This window comes from Bradyrhizobium sp. i1.15.2, assembly GCF_040548425.1.
Classification (GTDB): Bacteria; Pseudomonadota; Alphaproteobacteria; order Rhizobiales; family Xanthobacteraceae; genus Bradyrhizobium; species Bradyrhizobium canariense.
Window position 1 is genome coordinate 201305 of sequence record NZ_JBEPRQ010000002.1, and the last position, 17530, is coordinate 218834.

A 17530-nucleotide genomic window follows, 5' to 3' on the forward strand; every position below is an offset into this window, starting at 1 on the left:
GATAGATCAAGCAAAACAACGACAAGGGAGACGTCCCATGAACGACATGGTTCTGCAGAAGCTCGAGGGTGGGCTGCTCACCATCACCATGAACCGGCCCGAGCGGAAGAACGCGCTCAACCCGGACATGGTCGCCGGGCTGGTCGTGGCGGCGCGTCGCGCGGCTGATGATCCGGAGGTGCGCGCGGTCTTGTTGAAGGGCGCGGGCGGCTCGTTCTGCGTCGGCGGCGACGTCAAGTCGATGGCGGAGGGCCGGGCGCCGCTGCCGTTCGAAGTGAAGATGGCGAACCTGCGCCGCGGCATGGAGGTGTCGCGCATCCTGCACCAGATGCCGAAACCCGTGGTGGCGCAGCTCGATGGCGCGGCGGCCGGCGCGGGTCTGTCGATGGCGCTGTCGTGCGACCTCCGCGTCGCCTCCGAATCCTGCAAGATCACGACCGCGTTCGCAAAAGTCGGCTTCTCCGGCGATTACGGCGGCACCTATTTCCTCACCCAGCTGCTCGGCAGTGCGCGGGCGCGCGAGCTCTATCTGACCTCGCCGGTGCTGACCGCGAAGGAGGCTCATGCGATCGGCATGGTGACCAAGGTCGTCCCCGACGCCGAGATCGACGCGGCCGCGCACGAGCTCGCGCTGTCGCTGGCGCAAGGCCCGTCGATCGCGCTCGGCTTCATCAAGCGCAACATCAACAATGCCGAGCATCTCGCGCTGGAGGATTGCTTCGACGGCGAGGCGATCCACCACACCCGCTGCAGCGACACCGAGGATCACAAGGAGGCCGCAAAGGCGTTCGTCGAGAAGCGCAAGCCGACCTTCAAGGGCGCATGACGATGGCGCCCTATATGCGGTTGCGGCAGATCTGCCTGGTCGCGCCGCAGCTCGCGCCCGTGATCTCCGACATCGCTGATATCATGGGCCTCGCTGTCTGCTACCGCGACGGCAATGTTGCGAAATACGGCCTGGAGAACGCGCTGCTGCCGGTCGACACGATCCTGCTGGAGGTGGTCGCGCCGTTCAAGGACGGCACCACGGCCGGCCGCTTCATCGAGAAGAGCGGCGGGCGCGGCGGCTACATGGCGATCTTCTGCTGCAACGATCCCGACGAGCGCGGTCGTAACGCCAACGCGCTGGGCGTGCGCACCGCCAACGTCATCGACCACGCGCCCTATCACGGCGTGCAGCTCCACCCCCGCGACTGCCGGGCCGCCTTCATCGAGTTCAACCACACCGAAGGCAGCGACGACATTTTGGGGCCGTATCCACCTGCCGGCCCTGACTGGCAAAAATTCATCCGCAAGGACGTGACGCAGGCGCTGACGAGCGTGGAAATGCAGAGCCCGGACCCGCAACGGCTGGCCGAGCATTGGGGCAAGATCATCGGCGTTGCGCCGGGTGGCGATGCCGAACTGAAGCTGCCCAACGCAACATTCCGCTTCGTGAAGGGCGCCAGCGAAATCATGAGCGCGCTGGAGTTTCGGGTCACTGATGTTGCCGGCGTGCTGCATGCTGCGAGGGCGAAGGGACATGCCGTGGCGGGCAACGAGTTCTTGCTCGGTGGGGTGACGTTCCGCGTCAGTTGAGTGCTTGGTAGTGATCCGTCACCCTGAGGTGCTCACCTCTTCGGCGAGCCTCGAAGGGCGACGGCCACCGGCGGGGCCGCTCATCCTTCGAGGCTCCCCGCACGGTGCTATGCACCGCGCGGCTCGCACCTCAGGATGACGGTCTGGATACGGCGGGTGCACGAAGAATAAGAAGGGGATCACTCCATGCCGCATCCGCTCGATAGCTTCTTTGCACCCGCCAGCATCGCGCTGATCGGTGCCTCGCGCGATCATGAGAAGATTCCGGGGCGGCTCTTGTCGATGTTGCGCAAGAACGAGTATCCCGGAAAAATCTATCCGGTGAACCCGAATTACGCCGAGATCGACGGCCTCATTTGCTACAAATCGATCACCGACATCGGCGCGCCGATCGATCTCGCAATCATCCTCATCCCCGCCCGCGCGGTGCTTGCCGCGCTCGAACAATGCGCCGCCGTCCGCGTGAAGAACGCCGTCATCATCTCCTCCGGCTTTGCCGAGGAGGGTGGGGAGAGCGCGGCGATGCAGGACGCGATCGCGGCGCTGGCGAGGCGGACCGGCATGCGGATTTCCGGTCCGAACGCCGAGGGCTTTTTCAGCCAGATGCAGCGCGTGGCGGCGACGTTCAGTCCCGCCGTGGACGTCAAGCCGGGCGTGGTGCCGCTGGTCGCCGCGACGAAGCGGATCGGCATCGTCGCGCAGAGCGGCGGCATCGGCTTTGCCTATTATCACCGCGCCAGCGCGCTCGGCATTGCCGTGAGCTATGTCGTCAGTGCCGGCAACGAATCCGATCTCGGGGCCGGCGAGTTCCTGGACTACATGGTGCAGGACGCTTCCACGGACGTGATCCTGCTGTTCATCGAAGGCATTCGCGACGTCGACAAGTTTCTCGCGGCAGCGCGGCGCGCGGCCGAGTTGAAAAAGCCTGTCATCGTGACGAAAGTCGGCCGCTCCGGCGCCGGAATGCGCGCTGCCGCCTCGCACACCGCGAGCATGGCCGGATGGTCGGCGGCCTACGACGCGGTGTTTGCCAAATATGGCTTCATCGTCTCCAACGATCTCGACGAAGCCCTGACGATCGCAGCGGTGCTTGCGAGCAATCCGTTGCCGAAAGGCGATCGCGTCGCCGTCGTCACCGTCTCCGGCGGTGCCGGCATCTGGGGCGCCGATGCCGTGGCGCTGCAAGGTTTGCAGATGCCGGAGCTCTCCGAAAAAGTCCAGGCGCAGATCAGGACGCTGATGCCGTCCTACGGAACCGCGCGCAACCCGATCGACGTCACCGCGCAGGGCGTGACCTCGGGCGGCTTGCAAAAGAGCGTCGATGTGCTCACCGCATCCGACGAGATCGACGCGATCCTGGTCGTGCTGTCGCTGTCGAGCGAGATCCGCAAGCCCTTTAGGGAAGCCGAGCTGACGCCGGTGCTGGCAGCGCAGCACAAGCCTGTGGTGTTCTATTCCTACACGGTGCCGTCCGATTTCGCCCGGCGCGAGCTTGCCAAATCCGGCGTCGTGGTGCTCTCGGGCCTCACCCATGTCGGCGTCGCGATGCGGCAACTCGTGGACTACGCCAAGTTCAAGCTCCAGAAGCCCTTGGACGTTGCGCAAGTCCCTGTGCGGGACATCTCTGCGCACCTGCAATCGCCGGCGCTCTCGGAAGCCGACAGCAAGGCATTGCTCCGCACCGCGGGCATCGCGCTGCCGGACGAAGTGCTGGTGAAGGACAAGGGCGGGCTCGACGACGCCGTCGCCCGCATCGGCTTTCCGCTGGTGCTGAAGATCCAGTCGCCGGACATCGCGCACAAGAGCGAGGTCGGCGGCGTGCGCGTCAATATCACCACAAAGGGCGAAGTGTTTCTGGCGTTCGAGGCGCTGCTCAACAACGCGCGCAAGCACAGGCCTGAGGCGGCCATCCAAGGTGTGCTGGTCGGCCCAATGGCGAAGCAGGGTGTCGAGATCATCATCGGCACGATGACGGACAAGACGTTTGGGCCGATGGTGATGGTGGGCCTCGGCGGCATCACGACAGAGCTATTCCGCGACGTCGTCTACCGCCCGGCGCCGGTCGGCGCAGAAGAAGCCGGCGCGATGCTGGCGCGCTTGAAAGCCGCACCGCTGCTGACAGGATTTCGCGGGGCCGCGATGGCGGATGTTGCGGCACTGTCGCAGTTGATCGCGGATATCTCTCTGCTTGCCGCGCAGCATGCAGAGGAGATCGCGGAGATCGAGCTCAACCCGGTGCTGGTGCACGCCGAAGGCCAGGGCGTGACCATCGTGGATGCGCTGGTGGTGGGGCGGAGATAACAGTCACAATTAACGCCTTCGCCGGGACGACATGGGAAGTTGTGGCCGCGCCAAAGTGATCCGGCCAAAAGTCGGAATCACCGCCCCCTGAAATTCGCCGCCCGCCGCTCTTCCGTGGCCTTCACGCCTTCCTTGAAGTCTTCCGTCGCGCGCAGCCGCGTCTGCTCCTCGAGCTCGTGATTGGTCGCCGCCATCACGCGATCGGCGAGGCCAGCGCGCATGGTGGCGCGGGTGGAGACGAGGCCGAGCGGGGAGCATTCGGCGATTTCGCCGGCGAGCTTCAGTGCGGCCGCCTTGACCTGGTCCTGCGGCACCAGTTCGTTGGCGAGGCCCCATTTGAAGGCCTCTTCGCCGGTGACGCGGCGGCTGGTGTAGAACATCAGCTCGGCGTTGTTCTTGCCGATCAGCTCGGGCAGCGTCACGGTCAGGCCGAAGCCGGGATGGAAGCCGAGTTTTGTAAAGTTCGCGGAGAAGCGCGCTTCGGGGCAGGTGACCCGGAAGTCCGCGGAGACCGCGAGGCCCAATCCGCCGCCGATGGCGGCGCCCTGCACGGCGGCGACGATCGGCTTCTTGGCGCGGAAGATGCGCACGGCCTGGATGTAGAGGTGATTGATCGCCCCGAGGCTGTCGGCCGGATCGCCCTTGGCCGTCTTATCGGCTTCGCGCGCCTCTTGCGCCTGTCGTGCCGGGTCCTGGAAATTGGCGCCGGCGCAAAACGCCTTGCCTTGCGCTGACAGTACCGAGCTGCGGATCTCGATGTCGCGATCGAACTCGTCGAGCGCGTCCGCGATCTGGTTGATCAGCGAAATGTCGAAGAAGTTGAGCGGCGGGCGGCGGATCTCGATGGTGCCGACGTGACCAACTTTTTCGACGCCGATATCTTTATAGGTGCTCATGATGTCCTCGAAGAGTTAGCGCAAACCAAGCCCGCGCGCGATGATGCCGCGCAGCACCTCGGTAGTGCCGCCCTGGATGGTGAGTTTCGGCGCGGTCTTGATGGCGAAATCGAGCTGCCGCTCCAGCGTCTCGCGGTTGGTCGCGGTCTCCTCGACGAAAGCGGCGAGATCGCGCACGCGGTGCGGCAGCTGCTGCTCCCACACCGTGCCGATGTCCTTGACGATGGAGGCTTCGACGACCGGCTCCTTGCCCGCTTGCAGCATACCCGCGACCGAGACCGACATGCGCCGCATGGTGTGGAGCTGCGCCACCAGCCGGCCGATGCCTTCGGCACTGCGGGTATCAGGATTGGGGCCGACCGCGCGAACCAGCTCGGTCAGCACGTAATAGGTCTCCAGGAAACGCTCGGGGCCCGAACGCTCATAAGCGAGCTCGCTCGTCGCCTGCTTCCAGGCGCCGTCGACTTCGCCGAGCACGTGATCGTCGGGTACGAAGAAATCGGTGAACACGACCTCGTTGAACTCGTACTGGCCGGTGATCTGGCCGATCGGGTTCACCCGGATGCCCGGCTGCTTCATCTTGACCAGGAACTGCGTCAGGCCGTGACGGCGGTTCTCCTTGGTCGGCTGCGACGTCCGGAAGATCGCGATCATGTAATCGGCGATGTGCGCCGACGAGGTCCAGATCTTGGTGCCGTTGATGAGATAGCCGCCGTCGGTCTTGGTCGCGCGGGTCTTCGCGGCGAACAGGTCCGAGCCGGAGTTCGGCTCGCTCATGCCGATCGCGAAGCAGATCTCGCCGCGGCAAATGCGCGGCAGGATGTCCATCTTGATGTGCTCGGGCGCGTACTTGATCAGCACCGGTCCGCTCTGGCGGTCGGCAACGAAGAACCGCCGCGTCGGCGCGTTGGCGACGCGCATCTCCTCGGTCACCACGTAACGTTCGAGGAACGAGCGCTCCTGGCCGCCATATTTTTTCGGCCATGTCATGCCGAGCCAACCCTTGGCGCCGACCCGGCGTGAAAATTCCGGCGCGTCGGTGTCTTCGCGGTTGGGCTTGTGCGGATCGAAGGTGCCGGCCGCGATTTCCTCGGCGAGGAAGGCGCGCACTTCCTTGCGCAATTGCTCGCATTTCTCGGGCAGGCGGATCGGATCGAAACGGAGGGCAGCGGTCATTGTTGTCTCGTCCCTGATCAGCGCGAAGCCACGAGCGGCCATAATTCGTCGGCGCCGCGGTTGGCAATGAGCTTGCCGAGCTCGACGGCCCAGTGGCTTTCCGAACCGAAATCGTCGCGCCAGGCCAATGCCCGCAGCGAATAGCGGTGCAGGATGTGCTCCAGGGTGAAGCCGATCGCGCCATGGACCTGATGCGCAATGGCGCCGCCCTTTTCCGCGGCTTCCGCGCAGCGGATTTTCGCCGAGGCGGCTTCGAGGTAGACCGCGTCGTCGAACGATCTTGCGTTCGCGATGGCATCGGCGGCCGAGGTCGCCGCGGCAAGAGCGGCAGCCGACTCGCCGGCGAGGCGGGCGAGATTGTGCTGCACCGCCTGGAATTTGGAGATCTTCTTCTCGAAGGCGACGCGCTCATTGGAATAGCGCACGGAGATGTCGAGCATTGATTCCAGCGCGCCCGCGATCTGAAGGCTGCGCGCGACGCCGCCCATCAGCATCATTGTGGTCTGGTCAAAGCCCTTCGGGGCGGGTTTGATGGCGACGGGCTGGACCTTGTCGAGCGTAACGGTGTCGCTGTGGTCGTAGCCGACATTGAGTCCGGTCTCGATCCGACCCTTGCTTGCGTCGACCAGTGCGATCGAGGCGCCGTCCTTGCCGTGGGCCAGCACTGCGAAGTGCTTTGCCGCCTTTGCGAAGGGCACGCCGCGAGCTCGGCCGGAGAGCGCACCATCGGCATCCAAGGTGATGCGATCCTTGGGCGAGGCCGGCAGCACCGTCATCTCGCCCTCGGGGGATGCGATCTTCGCCTGCGCCAGCAGCCAGCCGGCCAGCATGGTTTCGGCCAGGGGAACCGCGACTGCGAAACGGCCGGCGGCGTTCAGCAGCGCAAAACCGTCGGCAAGACTCGCGCCGGAGCCGCCGAGATCGTCCGGCACCCAGGCCAACGGCAGGCCGGCTTCGCTCAGCGCCTGCCACAGCGGCGCCTGCCACGAATCCTTCTTGTCGTTGTTGACGGTCTGCGGATCGGCGAGATCGGCGAAGATTTTCTCCGCGGTCTCGACGACGATATTGTCACTCTCCGCCACAGCGTTCCCCGTGTCTTGCCATTGGCGCATCCGGCCCAGTAGGGGCGGACGCGCAGGTTCTTCTTGCGCCCGATGATCCGAAAAAGCCATGGCCCTGACAAGCGTTGATCGCAGATCAACCTGCGGCGCGGGCATGGGCGCAAGGGACTATAGAAGGCTAATTCCGCTTAGCGGAGTTTGCTCGATTTGCAGGGCGCGGCAAACTCGCTAAACAGAACGTCGATATTCAATCAAGGGGAAGGACATCCGGATGGCCAAGGACAGTTTGTACGCAATCGTGACGGGGTCCGCCTCCGGCCTGGGTGCTGCGACCGCGGAAATTCTCGCACGGAGCGGGGCGCGGCTCGTCATCAACTATTCCTCGAGCCAGAAGGAAGCGGAGGCGACCGCGGAGCTTTGCCGCAAGGCGGGCTCACCGGAAGTTCTGGTCGCGCAGGGCGATGTCTCGAAGGATGACGATTGCCGCAAGATCGTTGCGGCAGCTGGCGGCTGGGGCCGGCTCGACGTGCTCGTCAACAATGCCGGCACCACCAAGCATGTCGCCCATGCCGATCTCGACGGATTGTCTGCGGAAGATTTCCAGCGCCTGTACGGCGTCAACACCATCGGCCCGTTCCAGATGGTGCGCGCGGCGCGCAGCCTGCTCGAGGCCGGCGCCAAGGCCTCTGGGCGGCCGTCCGCCGTGGTTAACATCTCCTCGGTCGCCGGCATCAGCGGCGTCGGATCGTCGATCGCCTATGCCGCGAGCAAGGGCGCGCTCAACACAATGACGCTGTCGCTGTCGCGTGCGCTGGCGCCGCTGATCCGCGTCAACACGGTGTGTCCCGGCTATATCGACACACCCTGGTTCACCAAGGGCCGCGGCGAGGCGGGCGCCAAGCAGGTGCGCGACAGCGTCGTGGCCAAGGTGCCGCTGAAGGTCGCATCTTCGGCGGAAGACATCGCCCAGCTCGTCTGCTTTCTGGCGATGCCGGCCTCTAGCAACATGACCGGCGAGGTCGTGCGCATGGATGCGGGGATGCATTTGGTGACGTGATCGCGAGGCACACTCTCTCCACGTCATGGCCGGGCTTGACCCGGCCATCCACGTGTTGCTGCGCGGATCAAAAGAGGTGGATGCCCGGGTCAAGCCCGGGCATGACGATGAGGTGGCGGTGTGCCGCTTTCGGGCGCTTTGAAGCGTCAACCCTTGATCACGCCGCTCGCCACCAGCCGGTGCCAGATAAACAGCACCACCACGGCGCCGACGGTGGCCATGATGAATCCCGCGCCCTGGTCGGGACTGTAGTGCCCGATGGCCTGGCCGATGAACGTCGCGAGAAACGCGCCGGCGATGCCCAGGATGGTGGTGAGGATGAAGCCGCTCGGATTGTTCGGTCCCGGCGCCAGCCAACGCGCGATGAGGCCGGCGACGAAGCCGACGACGATGATCCACAACAAGCCACCCATGCTCATGTCCGTGCTCCCCTCGTTTGACTAAACTAAATCAGACTCTGCCCGCGATCTCTTGCTCGGTCGGCAGCCGTCCGTCCGGCGTCAGATGATCGACCACCTGCGGCAGATATTGGCTGAGGCCGGAGAGCAGTTCGTCACGCGACAAGCCGCTCTGGGCCGACAGGCTCTCGATCTGGTCGGCGCCGAGCGCATTGGCGAGATCGCCTGGTGCGATCGCCTTGTTCTCGCCCTTGCCGACCCAGGTATTGGCAGTATCGCCATGACCGCTCTGCTGGAGCTGGTTGAGGAGATCGCCGAGACCGCCGCTGAGCACGCTGCCGGCCGCGCCGCCCGCGAGCAGGCCGCCAAGGCCACCCTTCAACAGGTCACCGAGGCCGCCGCCAGCGCCTGCATTCACCGACGGGGGGAGATGCGTCGGCGTCGGTGCCGGGGACGGCTGCGGCGCGCTGCCGGTTTGGTTGCCGCTCAAATGCTTGAATGCCTTCCAGGCGAGCAGGCCAAGGAGCGCCATGGTCATTGGCGACATGCCGCCGCTGGATGAGGATTGTGAACTCGGCGTGCTTGGGCCGCGCGGGCCGTTCTGCATGCCGTTGAGGACGTCGAGCAAACCCATGGCGTTCTCCCTTGGCGCTTTCTTGCTGGTAACAAGCCCCGATCGAAAACATATGAGGCCGTCATGACGGTTACAAGGCGATTGCGCCGCAACTGCGGGAATGGGCAGCAGGCAGCGCCTCTGCTATCGAGGGCAGACCGTTAAGGAGACAAGCCAAGGTGGTTACGGATCGACCGATCGTGGTGGCCGGCGCAGGCGCCATCGGATGTTTCGTCGGCGGCACCCTGGCGGCTGCCGGCCGCCGCGTCGCGTTCTTGGTGCGGCCGCGGGTGAAGGCCGAGATCGAGCGGTTCGGCCTGCTTCTGACCGATTTCGACGGCTCCGAGAAGAAGATCGGCGCGGGCCAACTCGCGCTGTCGGAAGATCCCGCGATCTTCCACAGCGCCGGCATCGTGCTGGTCACGGTGAAGAGCGCCGACACAGCCGGTATCGCGGACCAGATCGCGCAGCATGCGCCGCAGGAGGCCGTCATCGTCTCGCTGCAAAACGGCGTCGGCAATGTCGCGGTGCTGCGCGAGCGCCTCGGCGACCGCCGCGTGCTCGCCGGCATGGTGCCTTTCAACGTGGTCGCGATGGGCGAGGGCCGCTTCCACCGCTCGACCTCCGGCGACATTCATGTTGGTCAAGATGATACGAACACGGCCGCAGCGCTGTCGGTGCCGGGGCTCACCATGCGCGCGAGCCGTGACATCATCGGCGTGCAATGGGGCAAGCTGATCATCAATTTGAACAACGCGCTCAGCGCCTTGTCCGACATGCCGCTCGCCGCGCAATTGGCGAACCGCGACTGGCGACGGCTGTTCGCCGATCAGATGGCGGAGGGGCTGGCTGCAATGAGGGCTGCCGGCATCACACCGGTCTCGGCGACGCCGATCCCGTCGTCCTTGACGCCGACCTTGCTGAGACTGCCCGACCCGATTTTCAACCTGATCCTGGGAAGGACCATGAAGATCGATCCCGAGGCGCGTTCCTCGATGTGGCAGGATTTGAAGCAGGGCCGCAAGACCGAGATCGACTATCTCCAGGGCGCGATCATCGCGCTCGCCGAGCAGAACAATGTCAACGTGCCGCTGTCGCGCCGCATTGTTGCGCTGATCAAACAGGCTGAGGCCGCGGGCAAGGGTCCGCCGCGGCTGACGCCGCAGCAGATTCGCGGGTAACGCATGAGTGCAGGCTGCGCGAGGGGAGGAGCAACGATGAAGCGTCGTCTGATGATCGGATTCGCGCTGGCCGTGCTCTGCGCCGCGTCCTTGGTCGCGGAGGCCCGGCCGCCGACGGTCATGAACTCTCCCGGCTATGACAGGCGATTGCAGGAGAGCAGGTCGCAGTTGGGCAGTTCTCCGACCACAACGGCGCCAGTGAATGCGCCGGTTGCTCAACCGAAGCGCAGCAAGAAGAAGCACACGAACTGAGGCCGCATCCTCAACCGTCGTCCCGGCGAAGGCCGGGACCCATAACCACCGAATTGGATTTGGCGAAGACTCGCGGTTACTAGTCTCGCGCCACAACTACCCCTCGGGGTAATGGGTCCCGGCCTTCGCCGGGACGACGGCGGAGGGTGTAGCTCTGCCGGAATGACACCAAAGCAACTCAGCCCTTCTTCGCCGGCTTGCTCGGCGTCGGGCTGAACAGCTTCTTGATGTCGTTCAAACCATCCGACAGCCGCGGCCATTCGCAGGAGAACGAGCCCTTGGTGCAGGGCGCGCCCTTCGGCCGCGGCCGCGCGTCGCCGATGGCGGCCTGCTGGACCTTGGGCCGCTCGACCGGCACGGGCACGCGCTCGACCTCGGTTCGCAACGCGACCCGCTGGAGCTGCTGCACCTGTTGTTCCTGCTGCTCGCGCTGCTGGCGCGCGGTAGCTTGAGCGGCTTCATTGCTGCGACGCTGATTGGCGAGATAGGCGGTGTAGGCTTCGTCGATCTTCTTCTGCTCCTCCGGCGTCGGATTGGGGCCGGCGATGTCGAAGGTGCGGTCCTGGAGGAAGTCGTAATAGGAATAGCCGCCGCCTGCCTTGCGCCGGCCGGCGAATTTGGCGTTGCAATCGGCAAGCGCAGCCGTCTTCTCGGATTTGGTCGTGGCTTTCTCGGCGGCGTCGGCGCAGGCCTCGAAGTCAACAGGCGCGCGCTTCCACCATTGTGCCTGGGCATGCGACGGCGCCAGCAGGAAAAATCCTGCTGCGGCAACGACAAGCGCCGCACGACGCGATGCAACTACGTCCGACATTCTACGAGAGCATTCCTTGCAAAACTCAACCCGAACTGAGTCGGGCTGATTTTTGCCCCTTTATGGCCGGCTTGTCACCCATGGAACCCGGGATTTTCATGGCTGTGATGCTGACATTTTTTGCTTGACGTGGCGCAGGAGTCACAGCGTCACTTCATCCTGCGTTCGCCTCATTGGCGACGCCAAGAAAACGAAGTGGAAACGCCTGATGTTGCTGCCCCTGTCCGATGTGCCGCGCTGGTACGCCGAGCGCAAACCGCAAGGCACGATCGCCGTCCGTCACGGGCAGGATACGCTGACATGGGACGCGCTCGAACGCGGCGCCAACCGGCGCGCACGGGCGTTCATGGCCAAGGGCGTCAGGCCCGGCGATTTTATCGCAATCGGTTTGCCCAACGGCAATGCGTTCTTCGAGACCTCGTTTGCGGTGTGGAAATGCGGAGCGACGCCGACCTCGCTGTCATGGCGGCTGCCGCGCGGCGAAGCCGCCGCGGTGCTCGATATCCTGAAGCCGGCGCTGGTGGTCGGCGGCGAAGCCGATTGGAATGCGCCGAACCGTCTGCCCGCGGATTTCATGCCGGAAGGGTTTTCGGACGAGCCGCTCACCGCACCGGTGGCGCGCTATTGGAAAGCGATGACCAGCGGCGGATCGACCGGGCGGCCGAAGGTGATCCTCGATCACCAGCCGGCCGTGATCGACACGGTCGCCGCGCCGCCGCTCAATATTCCCTTTGGGGTCTCGCTGCTCAATCCCGGTCCGCTCTATCACAATGCGCCGTTCATCGTGTCGCATTACGCGCTGTTCACCGGCGGCCAGCTCACCGGCCTCGTCAAGTTCGACGCCGAGGAGGCGCTGCGACAAATTGCGCGCGAGCGCGTGCAATGGGTCAATTTCGTCCCGACCATGATGCACAGGATCTGGGCGCTGCCGGAGCACGTGCGCAACGCCTACGACGTGTCGAGCCTGCAGACCGTCTTCCACATGGCCGCTCCGATGCCGCCCTGGCTGAAGGAGAACTGGATCGCCTGGCTCGGGCCTGAGCGGATCTGGGAGCTCTATGGCGGTACCGAGCGACAAGGCTCCTGCATCATCTCCGGCACGGAATGGCTGACGCACAAGGGCTCGGTCGGCAAGATCGGCGAGATGGCGCGCTTGCGCATCATCGGCGAGGACGGCAACGACGTCGCGCCGGGCGAGAGCGGCGAGATCTATTTCCTCAACAATGACGGCAAGGATGCCACCTATCACTATCTCGGTGCCGAGCCGAAGCGCCGCGCCGACGGCTGGGAATCGCTCGGCGATATCGGCAGACTGGATGCGGAAGGCTATCTGTATCTCGGCGACCGCCTCGCCGACATGGTGCTGCGCGGCGGCGCCAACATCTATCCGGCCGAGGTCGAAGCTGCCGTCTCCGCCTGTCCGGGCGTGCGCTCCTGCGTGGTGGTGGGATTGCCCGATCCGGAATTGGGCCAGCGCGTGCACGCCATCATCGAGCCGGATTGCGATGCGGACGGTCAGGCCATCGCCGACGGCATGGCGGATTTCCTCAAGGACAGGCTGAGCCGCTACAAGCATCCGGAGAGTTTCGAGATTGTCAGCGCCCCGCCGCGCGACGATTCCGGAAAAGTTCGCCGCACGCTGTTGCGCGACGAGCGCGCAACATGGATGAAGGAGGGGCGCGCCTTCCGGATTTTGCCGGCAAGGGCGCGGGCGCACGCCGATTAAGAGAATTCACGGGAAGGACTGAGATTATGACCATCACCATCGCCGCGAACGCCGTGCCGAAGCCGCCGGCCGAGATCATCGAGGGTTTTCGCGGTGCGCCGACCTCGGTCATTTCGGACAATCTCGGCCGGCTGCCGGGCGCGGTGGGGCTCAAGCCCTATCATCGCGGCGCCAAGCTGGTGGGCACGGCCTTCACGGTTCGCACCCGTCCCGGCGACAATCTCGCCATCCACCGGGCGCTCGAACTGGTGGGCCCCGGCGACGTCATCGTGGTCGATGGCGGCGGCGATGAGACCCGCGCGCTGGTCGGCGAGATCATGAAGAATATCGCGCAATGGCGCAAAGCCGAAGGCTATGTCATCGACGGCGCGATCCGCGATGTCGCGGCGTTCGCGGCCGATGACTTTCCCTGCTACGCTCGCGCGGTGATCCACCGCGGCCCCTACAAGAACGGCCCCGGCGAGATCAACGTACCTGTCACGATCGGCGGCAGCGTGATCTCCCCCGGCGACATCGTCGTCGGCGACGAAGACGGCGTGGTGTCGTTTGCCGCCGCAGGTGCCGCGGCGCTGCTCGACGCCGTGCGCGCCCAGGTCGCGCGCGAGGAGGAGACGCTGAAGGCGATCCGCGAGGGCCGTTATCAGGGCTCGTATGGCAAATCCTGATCAGCAAAAAAAAACGGGGAGAGAATAGCGTGAGCCAGAAGGACGAATTCCACAATCTCGACGATACCGGCGACGGATTGTTTCGCGAGCTCGCGGCAGGGGTGACCACGCGCATCTTCTCCGGCGAACAGGCGATGCTGTCGGTGGTGACGCTGGCGCCGCATGCGCAAGGCACGCTGCATCATCATCCAGAGGAGCAATGGGGCGTGCTGCTCGACGGCTCCGCCATCCGCGTCCAGGGCAGTGAGGAGATTGCCGTGAAGAAGGGCGATTTCTGGCGCACGCCCGGCAACGTGCCGCACACCATGCGCGCCGGCCCCGACGGCGCCCGCGTGCTGGACATTTTCAGCCCGCCGCGGCCAGAATACAGAAAAGCGGGATCCGGTTTCGGAACGACTTAAAGCGCCAAGAGCAAAAGCCGGGCGCGAGAAAACAGGGGAGGGGACCATGACGATCACACGACGCGCGCTGCTCGCAGCGCCGGCTATTCTCGCGATGACGCCGGCATTGGCGCAGGCCTCAAAAATCACGCTGGTGGTGCCGTTTCCGCCGGGCGGATCGACCGATGCGATGGCGCGGCTGCTCCAGAGCCATCTGCAGACCAAGCTCAACCGCATCGTCATTGTCGAGAACAAGTCGGGCGCCGCCGGCGCGCTCGGCGCGGCGCAGGTCGCCAAGAGCCCGCCTGATGGCTCGACGTTCCTGGTCACCTTCGATTCACACGCGGTGATCCCCTCCATCCTCGACAAGCCGCCCGTCGATGTCGAGCGCGAGCTGATGCCGGTGTTGCTGGTCGGCACTGCGCCTTACGTGATCGCCGCCGGCGCCGGCCGTCCCTACAAGAGCTTTGCCGACGTGGTGGCGGCCTGCAAGGCGACGCCCGGCGCGGTGAAATATGCCTCCGTCGGCATCGGCACGCTCGGCCATCTCGCCATGACTGTGCTCGGCAACAAGGCCGGCGTCGAGATCATGCACGTGCCCTATCGCGGCGGCGGCCCCGCGATGAACGACGTGCTCGGTGGCCATGTCGACCTGATCGCGGGATCGGCGGCGCTGGTCGCAGCCCAGCTCGGCACCAACATGCTGCGTCCGATCCTGCAGCTCGGCCGCGAGCGGCTGCCCGGCCTGCCGGATACGCCAACCGCGATCGAGGCCGGCTTCCCGGATTTCGAGACGCTGGCCTGGTGGGGCATCTTCGCGCCCACGGGCACGCCGCCGGACATCGTCGCGGGCCTCGCGGCGGCGTCCAAGGAGATACTGAGCGAGCCCGCGACCGCCGCCCAGCTCAAGGAGGCGCAGCAGATGACGCTGCTGCTCGAGGACGGTCCCGCCTTCAAGACCTTCTTCGACAAGCAGGTTGCCACTTGGGGCAAGGTGGTCCGGGACAACAATATCCGGGCGTAAGATGACCGGCAGCCCTCCGCATTGAGCAACGCGTAGGGCTTCCGATCTCCCCTCCGCTTTGATATGAAGCCCCGGTAGCCCGCTCTGCGGGTTCCGCGGTCCCGTAGCTCAGCCGGATAGAGCGACGGTTTCCTAAACCGTAGGTCGGAAGTTCGAGTCTTCCCGGGATCGCCATTTTCTCGAGAGCTAAGCGCCGCGACGGCCGCGGTACTGGTCGCCCCTCCAATTACTTTCTATCGTGACGTGTGTCGATCGCCGGCTAGGATATGGCGGGTGCAGGGGGGCGTTCGCATGGCGGATTCGTGGTTCTACGCGGAAGGTGGGCAGAAACGCGGTCCGATGCCGATATCGGAGCTCCTTCCGCTACTGGCTCGCATCGCAGATTCACCGCGCGTGTTGGTCTGGCGGGAGGGCTGGAAGCCGGTCGCGGAGGTGCGTGAGATCACGGAGCACCTCTTTCGAACGCAGTCGCCGATGCCGGCACCGCAACCGGTCAACGCCACGCGGGAGCCGTCCGTTCCCGCAGAAGACGCTGCTGCCTTCAAGAACGTCCAACCCGAGATGACCGGTATCAGCGGTTGGCTCGCGCTACTCGCGTTCGGCCAAGTGATGGGCATTCTGCGCCTGATCTTCAACGTCGGACAATACGTGCAGTCGATCACCGACGAAACCTGGACTTACTTTCCGACGGTGATCTGGAGCGAAATGCTGATAAATGCCGCCATGATAGGCTTCTCGGTCTGGACAACGGTGCTCCTGTTCAGACACTCCCACAGATTTCCCGCCTTTTTCATCGTGCAAATGATCTGCGCTGTGCTGATGCCGCTCGTCGATCTCCTCTGCGTCGCATCGTTTTTTTCCGCCGCGCTGAACCGACCTTTCAGCGATTTTTTCATCATTGAAACGCGACAGGTCGGACAAACGGTTGTCGGTGTGATGAGTGCCGCGGTTTGGATAACGTACGTGCTTCGCTCCCGCAGAGTCGCGAATACGTTCACGAAATAAGCCGCGTTTGTGGTCCGCGTTGCGTCGGGCCTGATCCCGACCGCGATGCTGAGCTCGATGTCCGGCCGAATGATGCCGGATGCACTGGAGCGGCTGAAGGACGAGGCGCCGCGCGGATCGCAAGCCCAACGGGCACCGACTGCGGCCGATTTGCTTCGGCGGCGCGAAAATTGCTAACAGAGGTGACCAGGCTGGAAGTCTGCCTTCCAGCCTGGTCTGTTTCCCGCCTCTCACGATGCCTCAGCGATATCCGGAGACCATGATGCCTTTCGACTTGATCCTGCGCGGCGGCCGTGTGGTCGACCCGTCCCAGAAGCTCGATGCCGTGGCCGATGTCGCCTTTGCGGGTGGCAAGGTCGCTGCGATCGGCAGCGGGCTCAAGGCGGATCCGGGCACTGACGTGCGCGACGTCTCGAAGTTCATGGTGACCCCGGGGCTGATCGATCTCCACACCCATGTCTATTGGGGCGGTACGTCGCTCGGCATCGATGCCGAGGAATTCTGCCGTCTCTCCGGCGTCACCACCGCGGTCGATACCGGCAGCGCGGGGCCCGGCAATTTCGCCGGATTCCGCAAGCACGTGATCGAGCCGAGCCAGGTCCGCATTCTCGCTTATCTGCACGTCTCGCATGCCGGCATTTTCGGCTTCTCGCACCGGATCATGGTCGGCGAGAGCGAGGAGCTGCGGCTGATGAATCCGATCGAGGCGGCCAAGGTGGCCGATGCCAACCGCGACCTCATCGTCGGCATCAAGGTGCGCGTGGGGCTGCACTCCTCGGGCACGTCGGGCGTCGTGCCGCTCGACATCGCGCTCGAGGTCGCGAACGAGGTCGGCATGCCCCTGATGGCGCATATCGATCATCCGCCGCCGAGCTACGAGGAGGTGCTGGGCCGCCTGCGCCCCGGCGACGTGCTCACCCATGCGTTCCGGCCCTTCCCCAACACGCCCGCGACCGCGCAGGGCACGGTGAAGCGGGCGGTGCTGGACGCCCGCGAGCGCGGCGTGCTGTTCGATATCGGCCACGGCAAGGGCTCGTTCGCGTTCAAGACCGCGCGCGCCATGCTCGCCAACGGCTTCTATCCGGACACCATCTCGTCCGACATTCATCAACTGTGCATCGACGGCCCGGCCTTCGACCAGGTCACGACCCTGTCGAAATTCCTGTGCATGGGCATGCCGCTGTCCGACGTCATCGCAACCTCGACGGTCAACGCGGCGATGGCGCTGCGGCGGCCCGAACTCGGCAGCCTCAAGCCAGGCAGCGTCGGCGACGCCACGCTGATCTCGGTGAGGGAAGGCCAGTTCGACTATGAGGACGTGGTCGGCGAGCACCTGATCGGCGACCGCAAGATCGTCTCCGAGGGTGTCGTGATCGGCGGCCGCTGGTGGCATCCGAATTGATGCG

At 64.9% G+C, this 17530-nt stretch carries 18 protein-coding genes and 1 tRNA gene; 13 read left to right on the forward strand and 6 right to left on the reverse strand.

Features of this window, described 5'->3' with window-relative positions; translation table 11 throughout:
• Positions 1-37: 37 nt before the first annotated feature.
• From ABIB80_RS05770 to ABIB80_RS05780, 3 genes are all read left to right on the forward strand, one after another.
• A complete protein-coding gene (locus ABIB80_RS05770) occupies positions 38-826 on the forward strand; it encodes an enoyl-CoA hydratase (protein WP_007599286.1) in 789 nt (262 codons plus the stop codon).
• Positions 827-828: 2 nt separating this feature from the next.
• On the forward strand, positions 829-1578 hold the full coding sequence (locus ABIB80_RS05775) for a VOC family protein (protein WP_007599288.1): 750 nt from the start codon (positions 829-831) through the stop codon (positions 1576-1578).
• Positions 1579-1764: 186 nt separating this feature from the next.
• Entirely contained in the window at positions 1765-3879 is a 2115-nt protein-coding gene (locus ABIB80_RS05780; protein WP_007599290.1) for an acetate--CoA ligase family protein, read from the forward strand.
• Between the two features lie 77 nt (positions 3880-3956).
• Here the strand turns inward: ABIB80_RS05780 and ABIB80_RS05785 are convergent, their stop codons facing one another.
• From ABIB80_RS05785 to ABIB80_RS05795, 3 genes are read right to left on the reverse strand one after another with little or no spacing between them, the layout of a single operon-like run.
• Positions 3957-4775 (reverse strand): enoyl-CoA hydratase/isomerase family protein, encoded by an 819-nt coding sequence (locus ABIB80_RS05785; protein ID WP_007599292.1) that lies wholly within the window; start codon positions 4773-4775, stop codon positions 3957-3959.
• A gap of 15 nt (positions 4776-4790) precedes the next feature.
• Entirely contained in the window at positions 4791-5951 is a 1161-nt protein-coding gene (locus tag ABIB80_RS05790; protein ID WP_007599295.1) for an acyl-CoA dehydrogenase family protein, read from the reverse strand.
• A 17-nt stretch (positions 5952-5968) separates the two neighbouring features.
• Positions 5969-7033: an acyl-CoA dehydrogenase family protein gene (locus ABIB80_RS05795; protein WP_007599297.1), complete on the reverse strand. Its 1065-nt coding sequence runs from the start codon at positions 7031-7033 to the stop codon at positions 5969-5971.
• A gap of 250 nt (positions 7034-7283) precedes the next feature.
• Between ABIB80_RS05795 and ABIB80_RS05800 the strand changes: the two genes are divergently transcribed.
• On the forward strand, positions 7284-8069 hold the full coding sequence (locus ABIB80_RS05800) for an SDR family NAD(P)-dependent oxidoreductase (protein ID WP_007599300.1): 786 nt from the start codon (positions 7284-7286) through the stop codon (positions 8067-8069).
• A 146-nt stretch (positions 8070-8215) separates the two neighbouring features.
• Here ABIB80_RS05800 and ABIB80_RS05805 read toward each other — a convergent pair whose 3' ends face one another.
• Both ABIB80_RS05805 and ABIB80_RS05810 read right to left on the reverse strand, forming a co-directional pair.
• The gene (locus ABIB80_RS05805) at positions 8216-8488 is read right to left on the reverse strand and encodes a GlsB/YeaQ/YmgE family stress response membrane protein (RefSeq protein ID WP_007599301.1); all 273 of its coding nucleotides are present in this window, start codon (positions 8486-8488) and stop codon (positions 8216-8218) included.
• A gap of 31 nt (positions 8489-8519) precedes the next feature.
• A complete protein-coding gene (locus ABIB80_RS05810) occupies positions 8520-9101 on the reverse strand; it encodes a YidB family protein (protein WP_007599303.1) in 582 nt (193 codons plus the stop codon).
• Between the two features lie 158 nt (positions 9102-9259).
• Here ABIB80_RS05810 and ABIB80_RS05815 point away from each other — a divergent pair, with 158 nt between their 5' ends.
• Positions 9260-10261, forward strand: coding sequence for a 2-dehydropantoate 2-reductase (locus tag ABIB80_RS05815; RefSeq protein ID WP_007599305.1), 1002 nt, complete (start codon positions 9260-9262; stop codon positions 10259-10261).
• A 36-nt stretch (positions 10262-10297) separates the two neighbouring features.
• A complete protein-coding gene (locus tag ABIB80_RS05820; RefSeq protein ID WP_007599307.1) occupies positions 10298-10513 on the forward strand; it encodes a hypothetical protein in 216 nt (71 codons plus the stop codon).
• A gap of 178 nt (positions 10514-10691) precedes the next feature.
• On the opposite strand, the gene ABIB80_RS05825 is transcribed toward ABIB80_RS05820, so the two are convergent.
• Positions 10692-11324, reverse strand: a complete 633-nt coding sequence (locus tag ABIB80_RS05825) for a hypothetical protein (RefSeq protein ID WP_007599309.1) — start codon at positions 11322-11324, stop codon at positions 10692-10694.
• A 208-nt stretch (positions 11325-11532) separates the two neighbouring features.
• Between ABIB80_RS05825 and ABIB80_RS05830 the strand changes: the two genes are divergently transcribed.
• From ABIB80_RS05830 to ABIB80_RS05860, 7 genes are all read left to right on the forward strand, one after another.
• Positions 11533-13050, forward strand: a complete 1518-nt coding sequence (locus ABIB80_RS05830) for an AMP-binding protein (protein WP_007599311.1) — start codon at positions 11533-11535, stop codon at positions 13048-13050.
• 26 nt (positions 13051-13076) lie between these two features.
• A complete protein-coding gene (locus ABIB80_RS05835; protein ID WP_275172775.1) occupies positions 13077-13715 on the forward strand; it encodes an RraA family protein in 639 nt (212 codons plus the stop codon).
• A gap of 29 nt (positions 13716-13744) precedes the next feature.
• Positions 13745-14116 carry a dimethylsulfonioproprionate lyase family protein gene (locus tag ABIB80_RS05840; RefSeq protein WP_007599315.1) on the forward strand — a complete coding sequence of 124 codons (372 nt, stop codon included), beginning with the start codon at positions 13745-13747 and terminating at the stop codon, positions 14114-14116.
• A 46-nt stretch (positions 14117-14162) separates the two neighbouring features.
• Positions 14163-15119, forward strand: a complete 957-nt coding sequence (locus tag ABIB80_RS05845) for a tripartite tricarboxylate transporter substrate-binding protein (protein WP_007599317.1) — start codon at positions 14163-14165, stop codon at positions 15117-15119.
• A gap of 97 nt (positions 15120-15216) precedes the next feature.
• A tRNA-Arg gene (locus tag ABIB80_RS05850) sits at positions 15217-15293 on the forward strand.
• A gap of 117 nt (positions 15294-15410) precedes the next feature.
• On the forward strand, positions 15411-16124 hold the full coding sequence (locus ABIB80_RS05855; RefSeq protein WP_035993961.1) for a DUF2569 family protein: 714 nt from the start codon (positions 15411-15413) through the stop codon (positions 16122-16124).
• A 262-nt stretch (positions 16125-16386) separates the two neighbouring features.
• Complete coding sequence (locus ABIB80_RS05860; RefSeq protein ID WP_007599321.1) at positions 16387-17526, forward strand: amidohydrolase/deacetylase family metallohydrolase; 1140 nt, start codon at positions 16387-16389, stop codon at positions 17524-17526.
• The last annotated feature ends 4 nt before the right edge of the window (positions 17527-17530 follow it).